Consider the following 16,207-nt stretch of genomic DNA (forward strand, 5'->3'; position numbering starts at 1 on the left):
AGAAACAATCTATGAGATCAATACTGAATCTTATTCTTATTGTATATATAGGCATTTCCGGGTCTTTACAGGCCCGGAATCCTGTTTTATTGCCCTTGCCCCAAAAATACGTCCGGACAAACGCTTCGTTCCATCCGAAGGAAATCGCGGTTTCTTCCGAAGGGAAACTCCGTTCCATCCTAATGGAATTCTTGGAGGAGCTGCCGGTAAGCGTCCAACCGGACAGCCGATACAAGATAGAGGTTTCCTTGGTTGACAAATTGGACGGAATCCCCCTCAACTCCGAGGAGGCTTATCAACTAAGCGTCTCTTCCCGGGGCATAACCATCCGGGCAGTGTCCGAGCAAGGGGCTTATTGGGCGATACAGACCTTACGCCAACTGACCGAGCGACGAGGAAACCAATATTCCATCCAAGGTTGCGAGATCACCGACTGGCCTGCTTTCCGCATACGAGGATTCATGCAAGACGTAGGGCGGAGCTATATCTCCATGGAAGAACTGAAACGGGAGATCGAGGTACTTTCCCGCTACAAGATGAACGTATTTCATTGGCATCTCACGGAGAACCAAGCTTGGCGTCTGGAGAGCAAGATCTTTCCGATGCTGAACGACAGCTGCAATATGAGCCGTATGCCCGGAAAATATTACACGATCGAGGAGGCAAAGGAGCTGGTTCGCTTTTGCAAGGAGCATAACGTACTATTGATCCCGGAGATCGATATGCCGGGGCATAGCGACGCTTTCATCCGGGCGTTCCGTCATGATATGCAGGGCAAGGAGGGTATGGCGATCTTAAAACTATTGATGGATGAGGTTTGCGAGGTATTCGAGGAGGTTCCTTACTTACATATCGGTACGGACGAGGTAAAGTTTACCAATCCGAAGTTCGTACCCGAGATGGTCGCTTATATCCGTGCGAAAGGGAAACAAGTGATCTCTTGGAACCCGGGATGGAAGTACAAACCGGGTGAGATCGACATGGAGCAAATGTGGAGTTACCGGGGAAAAGCACGACCGGGCATTCCTGCGATCGACTCCCGTTTCCATTATATCAACCATTTTGATACGTTCGCCGACTTAATCGCCTTGTACACCAGCCGTATTTACAATGAACCGCAAGGAAGCCATGATTTGGCGGGTACGATCCTTGCCGTATGGCACGACCGGATCGTACAGCCGGAGGACAAATTGATCCGGGAGAATAATTTGTATCCGAATCTATTAGCGATCGCCGAACGTTCTTGGTTGGGCGGCGGCTATCAATATTTCGATAAGAACGGAACGATGCTGCCTATCGATCCCGATAACGAGGAGCATAAGGCATTTGTCGATTTTGAGCGGCGGATGTTATGGCATAAAGAACATCATTTCCAAGGATACCCGTTCGCCTACGTCAAGCAAACCAACGTGAGATGGCGTATCACCGACCCTTTCCCGAATGATGGGGAACTGACCCGCTCTTTCCCTCCGGAAAAGGCGCTTCAGACGCAATATACCTATGAAGGGAAAAGCTACGGCACGCACGACGCCATCGGTGCCGGAATCTACCTGCGCCATGTCTGGGGACCGCTGGTTCCCGGTGTCTATAAGGACCCGCAGCCGAATCATACCGCTTACGCATGGACTTGGATCTATTCGCCCAAGACGCAAGACGTAGGGGCGTGGATCGAATTCCAGAATTACGGGCGCTCGGAGATGGATCTTCCTCCCTCACAAGGGAAATGGGATTATAAAGAGAGCCGTATCTGGGTAAATGATCAAGAGATAACGCCCCCCGTATGGACCGCTACCCACCGGGAGAAGTCCAATGAGATCCCACTGGGGAACGAGAACTGCGTAAGCCGTAAACCAACCCCGGTCCATCTGGAAAAAGGCTGGAACAAGGTGTTCATGAAGCTTCCGGTCGGTACGTTCAATACCCCCGAGGTCCGTCTGGTGAAATGGATGTTTACGTTCGTTTGCGTCACCCCGGATGGAGAGAAAGCGGTGGAAGGACTGGTTTACTCTCCGGATAAACAACTTAAATAACGTCTAATTCGGTTGAATGAAATGAGAAAAATAATAGGAATCTTATCCATCTTCCTCGCTTTCGCTCTCATGGGGCAAGCGCAAAGAATCAAGGTGGCTTGCGTAGGTAATAGCGTGACCTACGGCTACGGAATCGAGAACAGGGAAACAAACTGCTACCCGGTCCAATTGCAACAGATGCTTGGAGATGCCTACGAAGTGGAGAACTTCGGGCATAGCGGGGCTACTTTATTAAACAAGGGATATCGTCCTTATACCCAACAAGAGGCGTATCAAAAGGCACTGAGGTTTGCCGGGGATTACGTGATCATCCATCTGGGATTGAACGATACGGACCCTCGGGCATGGCCGAATTACCGGGACGATTTCGTTCGGGATTATCTTTCCTTGATCGAATCTTTCCGGAAAGCCAATCCGAAATGCAAGGTATGGGTTTGCCGTATGACTCCGATATCTCACCGCCATCCTCGTTTTAAATCCGGTACAAGAGACTGGTACTGGATGGAGCAAGCGCTTATCGAAGAAATCGCCCGGATAGCCGGCGCGACCTTGGTCGATTTGCAGGAAGGATTATATGACCGTCCGGATCTATTGCCCGACGCATTGCATCCAAACGCTGAAGGTGCCGGTATCTTGGCCCGCACCGTTTATGGGGCGCTAACCGGCGATTACGGAGGATTACAGCTTCCTGCCATCTATTCGGACCGGATGGTCTTGCAACGGGATCAACCGCTTCCTATATCTGGCATCGCCAACCAAGGGGAGAAAGTAACCGTTACCCTCGCCGGACAAAGGAAGGAGACCGTAGCCGGTACGAACGGGAAATGGACTGTCACGCTCGATCCCTTACGGGTAAGCGGGAAATCCTATACCTTAACGGTTTCTACCCCCAGCCGCACGCTGAACTATCGGGATGTAGTAGCCGGGGAAGTCTGGCTATGCTCCGGACAATCCAACATGGCGTTCCGGGTAAACGAGAGCGTAAAGGAAGAACAACAGCAACAATTGGATTACGTGAAACAACACTCGCAAATCCGTTTATTCGACCTAAAGCCCCGCTGGGAGACCTACGCCGTGGAATGGGACGCTTCCGTACTGGATTCATTGAACCGCCTGCAATATTACCACGACGCCCAATGGGAAGTATGCGACACGCGGAATACCGCACGCTTCTCGGCCATAGGATTTGCCTTCGGGCGTATGCTGGCCGATAGCTTACAAGTACCCGTAGGATTGATATTGAACGCTGTTGGCGGCTCGCCTACGGAGGCATGGATCGACCGGAAAACACTGGAATTCGAGTTTCCGGATATCTTACAGGATTGGACGAAGAACGACTTTATCCAAGATTGGGTACGTGAACGGGCGGCCTTAAACATCAAGCAAGCGTCCAACCCGCTCCAACGCCATCCGTATGAGCCTTGTTATCTGTTCGAGGCGGGTATCCAACCCCTTCATCGATATCCCATCAAAGGGATTATTTGGTACCAAGGAGAATCGAACGCCCATAATATGGAAGTACACGAACGATTATTCCCGCTATTGGTGAACAGCTGGCGCCAGAATTGGAACGCAGACCTGCCTTTCTACTATGTCCAACTATCCAGCATAGACCGCCCGAGTTGGACTTGGTTCAGGGACAGCCAACGCCGCCTGGCGCAAACCGTATCGAATACGGGTATGGCCGTTAGTAGCGATCGCGGGGATTCTTTAAACGTTCACCCTACCCGAAAAAAAGAGATTGGCGAACGACTGGCACATTGGGCCTTGAACAAGACCTACGGACATAACGTAATCCCATCCGGCCCTTTGTTCCGCAGCGCAACGTTTACCGATAACGCCGCCTATATCACTTTCGATTACGCAAAGGGCTTGAGAACTTCCGATGGGGACCCCATCCGTACATTCGAGATCGCCGAGCAGGAAGGACTTTACTATCCGGCGCAAGCCGTGGTAGAGAACGGGAAAGTAAAGGTGTGGAACGATCAAGTGACTCACCCGAAGCTGGTACGCTACGGCTGGCAACCCTTCACGAGAGCGAATCTTGTAAACGAGGCGGGCATGCCGGCCTCTACATTCCGGGCTATAAAAGAATAAGCTATGCATAATAAACAACAAATCACCGGTTGGCTGTTCCTCCTGCTACTCTGCGTAGCGGGATGCGGCCAGCCTGTATCTAAAAAACAGAACACCATGATAAACTGGACAAAATTACCGGATCTACCGGGAGCAGCCGATACGGCTTCCCTTGGCGTTTCCGCCCCGTTCGCCGGCATCCATAACGGCGTATTGATCGTTGCCGGAGGTTGCAACTTTCCGGACAAACCCGTCACCGAGGGAGGAGCCAAGCGATATTATAGCGAGATATTCGTCCTTCTTCCCGAAGGCTGGAAAGAGATCGACCGACTGCCTCGTCCCGTCGCCTACGGCGCTACGGTTTCCACCCCGGAAGGTATCGTTTGCATCGGAGGAAACAACAGTGATTCTTCCTTGGTAGAGGTCTCCCGCATCTCCTATAACCCCACGAAAGGAGAGGTAGCGGTTTGTGCCTTACCCTCCTTACCGTCTCCAATGGATAATCTCTCGGCCGCATTTACCGGACAGGAGATTTACGTAGCAGGGGGAAATGAGAACGGACAGCCCTGCCATACCTTCTTACGCCTCAACCTCGCGAATATCGAAAAGGGATGGGAACAACTACCGGACTTCCCGGGAGCAGCCCGTGTACAACCGGTATTAGCGGCCGGAGAAAGTCCCAACGGCACACGTATCTATCTAGCCGGAGGCTTCCAGCCCATCCTAAACGAAGAGGAACCGATCGTCCCGACGGATGTATTGGTATTCGACCCGGCAACTTTTACCTGGCAACAAGAGACCGTTCTTCCCCCGTTTAAGGACGGAACGAACCGTACCCTAACAGGAGGCTGTGCCGTGACTTTCCAAACGGATAAAATCTTATTTATGGGAGGTGTGAACTACGATTGTTTCCTAGCCGCCATCGCCCGCCCGATCCATTTAGCGAAAGCGGAGGCGACGCGAGATTCAGCGGCCATTACCCGCCTGCAAGCGGAAGCCAAGGCCTATATGCACCATCCGGTAGAATGGTACCGATTCAATACCACCTTACTTCAATACGACCTATCCACGAAAGCATGGAGCGATCTGGGCGAATATGAGCAGTTGGCCCGTGCCGGAGCGGGAGCGGTTATCCAAGATGGCCGGTTAACTATCATCAACGGAGAATTGAAACCGGGTATCCGCACGCCGCAAGTGAATCAAGCGAAATTATAATAGGGATTTAGTGGGATCGCTGGTAAGTTTGCCAACGATCCCTGTTTACTTTTTCCACCCGATTTTAAGTATCCGGAGTCTATTTAGAGCATACGTATCCCAAGGCAAATCCTAGACAATAAGCACGTAAATAATGTTCTTATATAAATCACTGAACATAAACAACTTAAAAAGACAATTATACTTTCTGCGAAACACGTACGTGTTTTTGGAAAAAGTCGTACATGTTTTTCGGGAAACACGTACATGTTTTTACTGAATCACACGACAGGAAACAAGAGCGTATATGGAAATATACAATAAGCCTACCTTAAAAATAAGTATGCGATAACCTACACATCCGGATACGCCTCAAATTGCAGCACATTATTGGCCATGATGGGAAAAGAAGATATCGCAATCATAGATATGCACTCCTCTCTATAAAGGGCTTACCCAAACCGATTACGAATGCCAAGAGGGTGACAGTGGGGATGCATGCATGAAGGAGGGGGCTATTCCACCTTTACCTATAATAAATATATAGGCTACTATTGGCCTGCATCAATCAAGATCGTTTTCGTTTCTCCCTCGGCTAGATACGGGCTCTCGTTTGCTATTAAATTTCCTGTTCCAAATCATGTACGCTCATCAATCTGATGGAAAAGCACATCTTCATTCCTAAGTGCTTCTTTAAAACGACTAGCTTAAACCATCGTTTTAGCTATTCGTTTTCATCGCTTACAATTCTGGTAGGTAAAAATACGCTCTTTAACAACGTACAATGAAAGATAATTACAAAAGTCGGATTATGAAGAACTTATTTAATTACTGGTTTAAGACAAACAAGAAAAGCTTGTATGATCAATTAGGGAAAGAATTCAATGTCAGCGGCTTCCGTGTATATAAGTTAGCACACGGAAAAACCGCTCACTCTCATATGGATAGATTAATATTGGAGAAATTGCTTGAATTGAAGATTATCAGTGAAATCGAGTTCAGAATCTAAAGGTCCCCTCATTTCATACTTTCTTCTTTATAATTTATACGGACACCATACTTCGTGTATATTCGGTCTAACCCCATCAGGCCGCTGGGGTTAGGCTCGCTTTGCGCTTTACCGGATAAGATCTCCTCGCTCATCGTGATTAGATCCTTTACCCGTTGAGGGGTTTCCTTGTTCATTCCGAAATAATGTCCGGGGTAGAGGTATTTGATATCATATTTCTCGATCACCGCACTCATCTTCTTACAAGTAGATATGAGCGTAGAGAAGTCAACTCCCAGCAATAGATTACCGGAGCCGAACGAATCGCCGCTAAAACCATAAGCGGCATCCTTATCCACAAAAGTGGTTGAGCCGGGAGTATGCCCGGGAGTAAAGACTATCTCTAGAATACGCCCACCTAAATCTAGGATTTCACCATCTTCAAGGAAACAAACTTTGCCTTTATAATTCGGCATAAATTCCGGTATACCTACCGTATCCGCCGGATTGATATAGATCTCGGGGAAATAATCGATAGCCGAGCCTGTATGGTCCGGATGCACATGCGTGGCGACCAGCGTAACCGGCTTATCCGTGATGGAAGCCACGAGCTTATCCAAATTCTTGATCTTTGTTCCGGCATCAATCAAGATCGCTTTCGTATCGCCCTCGACCAGATACAGGCTCTCGTTCGCCATTAAATGACCTGTTCCAAACCATGTATGCTCATCAATCTGATGGAAAATCACATCTTCATTCTTAAGCACTTCTTTCTCCTCGATGCCTGCCGTCTGTGGCTGGCAGAATAAAGCGATCCTTGACAGGATCAACAACATCATTAATAAACCTAGTTTTTTCATTATCATATTCATTTTTAATTGTAGAGACGTAGCGTGCTGCGTCTCCTTTCGCCTAATAGTATTAAATCGCCGCGATCTTCCGAAGGCTTGCGTCCCATTTCGGCTCGGCGTGGATGAGACGGATAGCTTCTTCCGGCGTGTCGGCTACCGCCCACATCTTGGCGTGCTGGGGACGCATGAAATTCTCGTTCATGGCGTTCCTCAAAAGTTCCAACAAGGGATCATAGTAATGATTAATATTGAGGATTACGATCGGATTGAGGTAGAGACCGAGTTGTTTCCAAGTGATGATCTCCAGAAGTTCCTCTAATGTACCGCATCCACCGGGAAGGGCGATCACCGCATCCGAGAGATTTGCCATGAGCTGTTTACGCTCGTGCATCGTCTCGACCTCAATCAACTCAGTCAAGCCTTTATGATACCAATCCTGCTCCACCATAAAATGGGGGATAACGCCCGTTACCGTTCCACCAGCCGCTAACGCAGCGTCGGAGACAGCGCACATCAAACCGATATTCCCGGCACCATTGACTACCCGTAGTTTTCGCTCCCCCAAAAGACGCCCCAATTCCTTGGCGGCGTCAAAATAAACCGAGGGAATCTTCGTGCTGGACGCGCAATACACGCAAACAGACGAGATGTTATTTATCTTCTTTTCTTCCATATCTTTTTATTCTTGATTTATATCGTAGCCAAATAAGGCGAAATCCCCCAGACAAGGATCATCGGGGAAGACTTTCGCCAATGCGTCCGTTATCTCACGGGCCGTACGAAGGGTAGCGGTTTTTTGGCCTGTCAAGCCCAAGCGCAAGGAGATCTGGTGCACATGCGTATCCAACGGGATGATTAATTGGCGGGGATGCACGGCTGTTCTCCAGATACCGAGATCGACGATACCATCCGTACGCACCATCCAACGCAAGAACATCGCCAGACGCTTACAAGCGGAAGTTCCGTGCAAGACCGGAATGCCATTGAGATCTGCAAAAAGTTGTCGCAACCGCAAGATAGGATCTTCGCAAGGACCGGCGGCGGCCATAGCGTCTTCCATACAGTCGTAGGTATCGTATATATCCTTTAGGCGACAACAAAGGAGATGCAGATCATGATAGGTATAAAAACGGTAAAAGGTATCCCGCCCGCAAACCGGGCGGTTCCGTAGGGGAGCGAAAGAAGTCTCTCCGGTACGGATAAACTCGTAAGGACTTTCGCCCATCAGCCGGTGTAGCTCTTCCGCTTTTTGGAGAATATGCGCCCTGCGACCGTAAGAGATCCACGCCGTCAGGAAAGCCGATATCTCAATATCCCGTTTCTCCGTAAACCGATGGGGGAATCGCACCGGATCATCCTTGATAAACGATTCCGTATTGTACGTTTTCGCCCATTCACGAAGTAAAGAGATGGTCTTTGTATCCATGTTATTTCTTCTTTAGAAAATATTGCCGCTCGGGTTCCGGATAATGCTCGATAGCATAACGAAGCGCCGTACGAGGAAGACGAGTAGCGTTGCGTTCCAAGAAATCGGTAAGCGTCTGCCGCTCCTTTTTGCCGACCTCACGCAGCATCCACCCAACCGCCTTATGCATCAAATCGTGTTTATGACCGATCAACCGTTCGGATAACTCCAAGGTATCCCCAAAATCATTCCGACGGATAAATGCCCACGTAGAGACGATCGAGATCCGTTGTTCCCATAAATTCTCGCTTTCCGCCAAACGGTAGAGGAGGGAACGATCTTTGTCCACCAAATACTCGCCGACGATATCCCGACAGGTTAAGTCTACCAAATCCCAGTTATTGCAACGCCGCATATTCTTCAGATAGAATCGGAAGATGGCTTCCCGCTCTTCCGGCATCACTTTCCGATCCTGGAAACGATAGACCAAAATCAGCAAGGCACATAGACGTGCCTCATGCCACGGACTATCCAGCAACAGCTGCAGCTCATCGAAAGGAGTCGCCTTATTAGCCTTCGCTATGCTACGGGTTTGCGGGACAACCACCCCGAGAAACTGATCGCCCTCACCATATTGACCGGGACCAGTCTTGAAAAAGCGGCTCAAATGAACCGCCTTCTCGGGTGTACCGACCGACTGTAGCTCGGATAGGATAAACGCCGCCGTCATGGCCGGAGTACCCGTGATACGGGACGGTCGCCTTCCAAGAACCCGATCACGTTGTTGCATACCGTGCGAGCCATGATGATACGGGTTTCCGTCGTCTGGGTGCCGATATGAGGGGTTAATACCACGTTGTCCATTTCCAATAACTCGGGGAGAGGATAGTCTCCAAACTCGAATACATCCAGACCGGCACCATGAATCGTACCTTCCCGCAAGGCTTTTACCAAGGCATGCTCGTCTACCAACGGACCGCGGGCCGTGTTGATCAAGATAGCGGAAGGTTTCATCTGCTTGAACTCTTCCTCGCCGAGGATATGATAGGTATCGGGGGTGTAAGGGGCGTTCAAGGATACGAAATCGGCTTTCGCCAGAAGCTCTTCCTTGGAGACGTAGGTAACATTCAATTTGGTCTCGTCCTCGATGCAAAGCTGACGGCGATTGTGGTAGATCACATCCATGCCCAAAGCATTCGCCCGTTTCGCTAAAGCCTTGCCGATACGTCCCATACCGATAATACCCAAGGTCTGTCCGGTAACCGGCATACCGAGGTTCTCCAGTACACCGACCTTCATGTCCTTACCAAGCGTACGCAGCTTACGATCACATTCCGTGATACGCCGGGCGGTATCCAGCATCAAGCCTAAAGCGATATTGGCGGTAGGGGCCGTGACAGGATCAGGCGTATTCGCCACCGTCAAGCCTTTCTCGAGGGCGTAGGCCACATCGATATTATTATAACCAACGGCGTAGTTAGCGATCAGCCGCAATTTCGACGCATGGTCGATCAACTCTTTGTTTACCGGGAAATCGAACATGGAGCAGAGCACATCGTACTCCGGTATCATATCGAAAACCTCCTCATACGTAAAATCTCTTCCTTTGGGAAAGGTTACCTCGTACTTACTTTCCAACTCGGTAAATCCCTCGCGGAACATGTCGTATGTCACTAATATCTTCATCTTGGATCTATTTGTTATTCAAAAAGCAAAAATACAAATCAATTGGCAATTAATTCCTAAATTTGTGACCAATATATATTTATTATGGTACTAAACTATATTTGGATCGCTTTTTTCTTAATCGCTTTTGTAGTGGCTATCGGTAAATTGGTCATAGGTGGGGATACCGCTGTTTTTACCGAGATTATCAACGCTTCTTTCGCCTCGGCCAAGACGGGTTTCGAGATTTCGTTAGGATTAACGGGGATCTTGTCGCTTTGGCTGGGTATCATGAAGATCGGAGAGAAGGGGGGGGTGATACAAGCGTTCGCACGATTGGCGGCTCCCGTATTCAGCAAGCTTTTCCCGGATATCCCAAGAGACCATCCCGTGACCGGTTCTATCTTCATGAACCTATCGGCAAATTTACTGGGACTGGATAATGCCGCCACGCCAATGGGATTGAAAGCCATGCAACAGTTACAGGAATTAAACCCGAATAAAGAATCCGCCAGCAACTCCATGGTGATGTTCTTATGCATCAATGCCTCGGGACTGACCTTGATCCCGATCACCATCATGATGTACCGGGCGCAGTTAGGAGCGGCGAATCCATCAGACGTATTCCTGCCGATCATGCTTGCTACATTCACATCAACCCTAGTCGCTATTTTAGCGGTTTGCGTACGGCAGAAGATCAATATCCTCCAACGGAACCTAATCCTGTTTTTCGGGGGACTGGGGTTATTTATCGGAGGCCTGGTATGGTTATTCAACTCGATGGAACAGGAGCAAGTTTCCTTGTATTCGACTTTATTCGCCAACACGCTTCTTTTTACCATTATCTGCGGATTTATCATCAGCGGCATGCGTAAAAAGATCAATGTATATGATGCTTTTATAGAAGGGGCGAAAGAAGGTTTCCAGACTGCTATAACGATTATTCCTTATCTGGTAGCTATCCTAGTAGGTATCGGTGTCTTCCGGGCTTCCGGAGCGATGGATTTCATCATACAAGGCGTTCGTTTCGGCATTGCTTCGATAGGGCTCAACACGGATTTCGTGGAAGCGCTGCCTACCATGTTGATGAAACCGTTAAGCGGGAGCGGGGCTAGGGGCATGATGCTGGACGCCATGAACACGTATGGAGCGGACTCTTTCGTCGGTCGCCTGTCATCCATCGTTCAGGGCTCTTGCGATACGACATTCTATGTAGTTGCTCTTTACTACGGTAGCGTAGGTATCCGTAATACCCGCTATACAGTACAATGCGCCTTGTTAGCGGATCTGGCCGGGGCGATAGCGGCGATAGCGATGGCTTATCTGTTCTTTTAACATTCTATGCAATCAATAGATTTGAAATGAATCTATTTAAAATCGAATGATTACATTTGTAACGAAATTTCAATACGATAAATAGACCTTATGGCAATAGCATATTACGCCGAAGATATCGAGCTTCCGGCAATCAAGAAAAGAGTGGTTAGCGGCTGGGTCAAGGCAGTGGCCGAGACATACGGAAAGAAAACGGGAGATATCAGCTATATCTTCTGTTCCGACGAGAAGATATTGGAGGTAAACCGCCAATATCTCCAACACGATTATTACACGGATATCATCACCTTCGATTATACGGAAGGAAATAAGATCTCGGGTGACCTGTTCATCAGCCTCGATACGGTCAGGACAAACGCCGAGACATTCCACACGGATTATAACGAGGAACTCCACCGTACCATCATCCACGGCATCCTGCACCTTTGCGGTATCAACGACAAAGGTCCCGGCGAGCGGGAGATCATGGAGGAGAACGAGAACAGAGCGTTAGCGATCTTGCCGGAGGAATGTCGGGGATAAAACATCAACCAATCCCAAAAACACAAATATGAAAACAGAAGACATACCTTACGATTACACGTATTGCTACGCCACGGACGAGCAATGCCCGAAAGCAGTTCATTGCCTACGTAGCCATGCCGCAAGGCTGAACGAGGAACAAGCGATCTCTCTTAATTCACGATTTACTGGAGATCAGAAACGCCATCCTAGATTGAATTGAATAACCCCATTATGATCTTTTCCCCTAAAATGATTGCTTCCACCTAATGAGTATTCCGGCTCCCTAAAGAAATGAGTACATCCTAAATTATAATTGGCGGAGATGACTAATCCCATGTCAAAGGTATAGCCAAGCCCCATTGAAACGGAGAAATCACAATTCCGGATCTCTTCTTTTTTATCACCGGAGAAATCGTACTCGCTCTGGTGCACCGGAGTAGGACCCGAGACGAAAATATAATTCGAAGCTTTCGCCCTTACATTAAAGCCAACTTGTGGGCCCGCAAAAAGATGGAATCCTCGATACAAATAAAATTTAGCGTAAATAGGAATATTTAAATAATCCGCCTTTAGCCGGGCTGTCTCGCCTTTAGCGTTTTCTTTTTGGTAACCTTGCATAGAATAATAAACACCCGGTTCTAAAGCAAACAGTTTACTAAAACGTATTTCCTCCGCCACACCAATATTTAACCCCGGACGCATGTCCGCAAAACTTTCGGGATAAGTATTTGCCAAATTCAAGCCAATCCTAGGAATAAAATGGAACTCTTGAGCATCGGCTCGCGACAAAGAGAAAACAAACAAGATAAACAGTAATACAACTTTTCTCATAACTCCTACATTTAAAACATATCTATATTTATAGATGATTTAAGATACATAAAAGTTGCACTCCCTATCTCATTACTTCACATTAGGGGAGGCACTTCTTCCTCCACCATGATGGTAGCAGCCTTGACAGCTCAAGCACCAAATATTACTCGATCAACAACGGTTCCTGTTTTCCCGAATCATATACGACAAACATAGAGCCGTCTTTCTCGATCATGACGCCACGGCCTCGTTCCTTCTCCTTGTTTTCTTGATTATCGACATTCACGGCAATCACTTTATAATGATAGAAAGTCGTGATATCATCGAAAATGGTATGACCTACAAAGATGCGGTTCACATTATATTTCTCTAATATTTTCCGCAAATCATCCCGGTCTAGCGGATGATACTTATCCGCACTACGTACCATACCCCGATACCAGATCGGTCCATACGTAGCGAACATAAAAGAAAGATCGGAGCCTTTATCTATATTACGTTCTTTTTTCGTCAAGAAGAGACCATCGCTCACGATCTCATTCACGGTAGGGATATCGTAATTCCGGTCTAAAAACTCCTTGCTCAACCCGGCATGGACAAACAGGTTATCTCCGACCACTTGTATCGAGTTACGAGTTTTCAACCAATGTCCCAACTCGCTTTTCTGCCAAAGCTCCGGATAGCTCATTCCTAAAGTATCCGCCAATTGAGTATATTTCTTCTTCGTATATCGCAAATCATTTCCCAGAACCATGGTCTCATGATTTCCGATTAAGAAAGTCACTTTTCCACCGGCATCCTCCGCTTCTTTCTCCAATTTGTAGATCAACCAATAGATAGGGAGTACATCCACGCCCCGGTCAAAGACGTCACCGATTATTACCAATTGGTTAGTCCCGAAAATCCAATTATAGTCCGCATCGATCACTTTTCCCGCCTTTAACAGGGAGGCGAAACAAGACCAGTTCGCATGTGGATCTGAAAGAACAAACGTCTTCTCTGGTTGCACATCTTTCCATTTCGGACGAGAGATGGAGTGTATGGTTACCGGAAACAATCTCTCCCCGTTATCAGAAAACACCTCGAATGAAAAGGTGGTAGGTATACTTTTATAATGCTTATCCAATAACCGGCCTTTCCCGTCTACAGATATCGCACGCATACTACCATCATCCGCTTTCAATAGATAGGGACCATCGATCGATAACTTCTCGATCGCTTGACGAGGTTTCTTATCTTTCCCATAAACCGGACTGAAGCAAGAGGTCAGTAAAACAAGGAAAACAAGGATACGGCATTGAATAGAATTCATAGCAGCTTAAATCTTTAGTTCGTTAAACCTGAAAACAATGTATGTATTTATTATACAAATATAAACGAATTCTTTCACGAACACTCACTATCTTCGCGTAAAATAAAAGGGAATAAAAATGACTTTCAATTACGATGTAATAGTAGTAGGCGCAGGACATGCCGGCTGTGAAGCCGCCGCCGCCGCGGCGAATCTAGGATCAAAGACGCTTTTGATCACGATGGACATGAACAAGATCGCCCAGATGAGTTGTAACCCGGCAGTCGGGGGAATCGCCAAAGGACAGATCGTACGAGAGATCGACGCGCTAGGCGGATATATGGGAATCGTGACCGACCAGACCGCTATTCAATTCCGTATGTTAAACCGTAGCAAAGGACCGGCCATGTGGAGCCCGCGTGCCCAAAGCGACCGTGCCCGTTTTATCGATTGCTGGCGGGGCATACTGGAGAATATGCCGAATCTATCCATCTGGCAGGATATGGTTCAAGAACTGATTATCGAGTATGGACAAGTCTGCGGCGTTCGTACGGGAATGAATGTCGTATTCCGTGCCGGAGCGGTGGTGCTTACGAACGGGACCTTCCTAAACGGCCTGCTTCATATCGGAAGAACCCAGATACGGGGCGGACGTATCGCCGAGCCTGCGGCGACCGGACTTACCGAGCAACTTATCTCTTTAGGTATCCAAACAGATCGCATGAAAACCGGAACACCGGTCCGTATTGATGGCCGGAGCGTTCACTTCGATGAAATGGAGGAACAACCGGGGGAAAACGATTTCCATAAGTTCTCTTACATGGATACCAGTCATCGTAAATTAAAACAATTGAGTTGCTGGACTACCTTTACGAACGAGGCTTGCCACGATATATTACGGGAAGGTCTCCCCGACTCTCCTCTTTATAATGGACAGATCAAAAGTATCGGTCCCCGTTATTGTCCTAGTATCGAAACGAAAATCGTGACGTTCGCCGACAAGACGCAACATCAACTATTCCTAGAGCCGGAAGGCGAGACCACGCAGGAATACTACCTAAATGGCTTCTCCTCTTCCCTACCCTTGGATATCCAGCTTCGTGCGCTCCAAGCGATCCCCGCTTTCCGTGACGTGCAAATCTATCGTCCCGGATATGCGATTGAATACGATTTCTTCGACCCGACTCAGCTAAGACACAATTTGGAGACCAAACAAATCCGAAATCTTTTCTTCGCCGGACAGATCAACGGGACTACCGGATACGAGGAAGCCGGCGGACAAGGTTTGGTAGCGGGTATCAACGCCCACATCAATTGCCACGGCGGACAACCTTTTATCCTCGGAAGGGATGAGGCTTATATCGGTGTCCTTATCGATGATTTGGTAACAAAAGGCGTAGACGAGCCTTACCGTATGTTTACCTCTCGTGCGGAGTACCGCATCTTACTGCGCCAAGACGACGCAGATATGCGACTCACCGAGAAATCCTACCAAATGGGATTGGCCAAACAAGACCGCTACGATTTACTGCGAGAGAAAAAAGAGAGCCGTGACGCTATCATCCGTTTTGTGGAGACCTACTCCGTAAAGCCTCAATATATAAATAGCGGTTTGGAGAAACTGGGCACAGCCCCCCTATCCCATGGTTGCAAATTATTCGATGTCGTACTCCGTCCGCAGACTACCTTAGAGAACCTAGCGGATCTAGTTCCGGCCCTTCGTGCGGAGCTGGACAAAGTCCCGGCCTCTCGTAAGGAAGAGATCATCGAGGCCGCCGAGATATTGATTAAGTATAGCGGCTACATCAAACGAGAGCAAATCATAGCGGACAAGATAAACCGCTTAGAGAATATCCGGATCAAGGGTAAATTCGATTACAATTCTATCCAGTCTTTATCTACGGAAGCCCGCCAGAAATTGACCCGGATAGACCCCGACACGATCGCTCAAGCGAGCCGTATTCCGGGTATTTCCCCTAGCGACATCAACATCCTTTTGGTACTGCTCGGAAGATAAAACACGAAATGTTCCACGTGAAACATATTAAAGGAGAT

Annotated in this window: 15 protein-coding genes; 8 read left to right on the forward strand and 7 right to left on the reverse strand. The window is 48.2% G+C overall.

Features of this window, described 5'->3' with window-relative positions; translation table 11 throughout:
- Positions 1 to 11: 11 nt before the first annotated feature.
- The 4 genes from DWX84_RS04360 (at position 12) to DWX84_RS04380 (ending at position 6,309) form a co-directional block, all read left to right on the forward strand.
- The gene (locus DWX84_RS04360) at positions 12 to 2,030 is read left to right on the forward strand and encodes a family 20 glycosylhydrolase (protein WP_048926918.1); all 2,019 of its coding nucleotides are present in this window, start codon (positions 12 to 14) and stop codon (positions 2,028 to 2,030) included.
- Between the two features lie 21 nt (positions 2,031 to 2,051).
- On the forward strand, positions 2,052 to 4,127 hold the full coding sequence (locus DWX84_RS04365; protein ID WP_048926919.1) for a GDSL-type esterase/lipase family protein: 2,076 nt from the start codon (positions 2,052 to 2,054) through the stop codon (positions 4,125 to 4,127).
- A gap of 3 nt (positions 4,128 to 4,130) precedes the next feature.
- Positions 4,131 to 5,321, forward strand: a complete 1,191-nt coding sequence (locus tag DWX84_RS04370; protein WP_005863833.1) for a cyclically-permuted mutarotase family protein — start codon at positions 4,131 to 4,133, stop codon at positions 5,319 to 5,321.
- 790 nt (positions 5,322 to 6,111) lie between these two features.
- Entirely contained in the window at positions 6,112 to 6,309 is a 198-nt protein-coding gene (locus tag DWX84_RS04380) for a hypothetical protein (RefSeq protein WP_005863831.1), read from the forward strand.
- 8 nt (positions 6,310 to 6,317) lie between these two features.
- Here DWX84_RS04380 and DWX84_RS04385 read toward each other — a convergent pair whose 3' ends face one another.
- The 5 genes from DWX84_RS04385 to DWX84_RS04405 form a co-directional block, all read right to left on the reverse strand.
- Positions 6,318 to 7,148 carry an MBL fold metallo-hydrolase gene (locus DWX84_RS04385; RefSeq protein WP_048927204.1) on the reverse strand — a complete coding sequence of 277 codons (831 nt, stop codon included), beginning with the start codon at positions 7,146 to 7,148 and terminating at the stop codon, positions 6,318 to 6,320.
- Between the two features lie 61 nt (positions 7,149 to 7,209).
- On the reverse strand, positions 7,210 to 7,812 hold the full coding sequence (locus DWX84_RS04390; RefSeq protein ID WP_008773231.1) for a TIGR00730 family Rossman fold protein: 603 nt from the start codon (positions 7,810 to 7,812) through the stop codon (positions 7,210 to 7,212).
- Positions 7,813 to 7,818: 6 nt separating this feature from the next.
- Complete coding sequence (locus tag DWX84_RS04395) at positions 7,819 to 8,565, reverse strand: TIGR02757 family protein (protein ID WP_048926920.1); 747 nt, start codon at positions 8,563 to 8,565, stop codon at positions 7,819 to 7,821.
- Position 8,566: 1 nt separating this feature from the next.
- Positions 8,567 to 9,274: a DNA alkylation repair protein gene (locus DWX84_RS04400; protein WP_048926921.1), complete on the reverse strand. Its 708-nt coding sequence runs from the start codon at positions 9,272 to 9,274 to the stop codon at positions 8,567 to 8,569.
- On the reverse strand, positions 9,271 to 10,230 hold the full coding sequence (locus DWX84_RS04405) for a 2-hydroxyacid dehydrogenase family protein (RefSeq protein WP_044547042.1): 960 nt from the start codon (positions 10,228 to 10,230) through the stop codon (positions 9,271 to 9,273). The genes DWX84_RS04400 and DWX84_RS04405 overlap by 4 nt, the downstream gene beginning before the upstream one ends.
- A gap of 84 nt (positions 10,231 to 10,314) precedes the next feature.
- On the opposite strand from DWX84_RS04405, the gene DWX84_RS04410 reads away from it, so the two are divergent.
- The 3 genes from DWX84_RS04410 to DWX84_RS21595 all read left to right on the forward strand — a co-directional run bounded on the left by DWX84_RS04410 (position 10,315) and on the right by DWX84_RS21595 (position 12,268).
- Positions 10,315 to 11,544 carry a nucleoside recognition domain-containing protein gene (locus DWX84_RS04410; protein ID WP_005863819.1) on the forward strand — a complete coding sequence of 410 codons (1,230 nt, stop codon included), beginning with the start codon at positions 10,315 to 10,317 and terminating at the stop codon, positions 11,542 to 11,544.
- A gap of 90 nt (positions 11,545 to 11,634) precedes the next feature.
- Entirely contained in the window at positions 11,635 to 12,066 is a 432-nt protein-coding gene (ybeY, locus tag DWX84_RS04415) for an rRNA maturation RNase YbeY (RefSeq protein WP_044545705.1), read from the forward strand.
- A 28-nt stretch (positions 12,067 to 12,094) separates the two neighbouring features.
- Entirely contained in the window at positions 12,095 to 12,268 is a 174-nt protein-coding gene (locus DWX84_RS21595; RefSeq protein WP_005863815.1) for a hypothetical protein, read from the forward strand.
- Here DWX84_RS21595 and DWX84_RS04420 read toward each other — a convergent pair.
- Both DWX84_RS04420 and DWX84_RS04425 read right to left on the reverse strand, forming a co-directional pair.
- Entirely contained in the window at positions 12,241 to 12,879 is a 639-nt protein-coding gene (locus DWX84_RS04420) for a porin family protein (protein ID WP_048926922.1), read from the reverse strand. The genes DWX84_RS21595 and DWX84_RS04420 overlap by 28 nt on opposite strands.
- Positions 12,880 to 13,024: 145 nt before the next feature.
- Complete coding sequence (locus DWX84_RS04425) at positions 13,025 to 14,173, reverse strand: metallophosphoesterase (RefSeq protein WP_048926923.1); 1,149 nt, start codon at positions 14,171 to 14,173, stop codon at positions 13,025 to 13,027.
- A gap of 118 nt (positions 14,174 to 14,291) precedes the next feature.
- Between DWX84_RS04425 and mnmG the strand changes: the two genes are divergently transcribed.
- The gene (gene mnmG / locus DWX84_RS04430; protein WP_048926924.1) at positions 14,292 to 16,169 is read left to right on the forward strand and encodes a tRNA uridine-5-carboxymethylaminomethyl(34) synthesis enzyme MnmG; all 1,878 of its coding nucleotides are present in this window, start codon (positions 14,292 to 14,294) and stop codon (positions 16,167 to 16,169) included.
- Positions 16,170 to 16,207: the final 38 nt, after the last annotated feature.

Source organism: Parabacteroides sp. AF21-43, from assembly GCF_003635435.1.
In the GTDB taxonomy this organism is placed as follows: Bacteria; Bacteroidota; Bacteroidia; order Bacteroidales; family Tannerellaceae; genus Parabacteroides; species Parabacteroides distasonis.

Bases quoted from the DNA above. Each gene is read 5' to 3' on its own strand.
- DWX84_RS04360 (WP_048926918.1), top strand. From the start codon at position 12: ATGAGATCAATACTGAATCTTATTCTTATTGTATATATAGGCATTTCC.
- DWX84_RS04365 (WP_048926919.1), top strand. From the start codon at position 2,052: ATGAGAAAAATAATAGGAATCTTATCCATCTTCCTCGCTTTCGCTCTC.
- DWX84_RS04370 (WP_005863833.1), top strand. From the start codon at position 4,131: ATGCATAATAAACAACAAATCACCGGTTGGCTGTTCCTCCTGCTACTC.
- DWX84_RS04380 (WP_005863831.1), top strand. From the start codon at position 6,112: ATGAAGAACTTATTTAATTACTGGTTTAAGACAAACAAGAAAAGCTTG.
- DWX84_RS04385 (WP_048927204.1), bottom strand. From the start codon at position 7,148: ATGAAAAAACTAGGTTTATTAATGATGTTGTTGATCCTGTCAAGGATC.
- DWX84_RS04390 (WP_008773231.1), bottom strand. From the start codon at position 7,812: ATGGAAGAAAAGAAGATAAATAACATCTCGTCTGTTTGCGTGTATTGC.
- DWX84_RS04395 (WP_048926920.1), bottom strand. From the start codon at position 8,565: ATGGATACAAAGACCATCTCTTTACTTCGTGAATGGGCGAAAACGTAC.
- DWX84_RS04400 (WP_048926921.1), bottom strand. From the start codon at position 9,274: ATGACGGCGGCGTTTATCCTATCCGAGCTACAGTCGGTCGGTACACCC.
- DWX84_RS04405 (WP_044547042.1), bottom strand. From the start codon at position 10,230: ATGAAGATATTAGTGACATACGACATGTTCCGCGAGGGATTTACCGAG.
- DWX84_RS04410 (WP_005863819.1), top strand. From the start codon at position 10,315: ATGGTACTAAACTATATTTGGATCGCTTTTTTCTTAATCGCTTTTGTA.
- ybeY (WP_044545705.1), top strand. From the start codon at position 11,635: ATGGCAATAGCATATTACGCCGAAGATATCGAGCTTCCGGCAATCAAG.
- DWX84_RS21595 (WP_005863815.1), top strand. From the start codon at position 12,095: ATGAAAACAGAAGACATACCTTACGATTACACGTATTGCTACGCCACG.
- DWX84_RS04420 (WP_048926922.1), bottom strand. From the start codon at position 12,879: ATGAGAAAAGTTGTATTACTGTTTATCTTGTTTGTTTTCTCTTTGTCG.
- DWX84_RS04425 (WP_048926923.1), bottom strand. From the start codon at position 14,173: ATGAATTCTATTCAATGCCGTATCCTTGTTTTCCTTGTTTTACTGACC.
- mnmG (WP_048926924.1), top strand. From the start codon at position 14,292: ATGACTTTCAATTACGATGTAATAGTAGTAGGCGCAGGACATGCCGGC.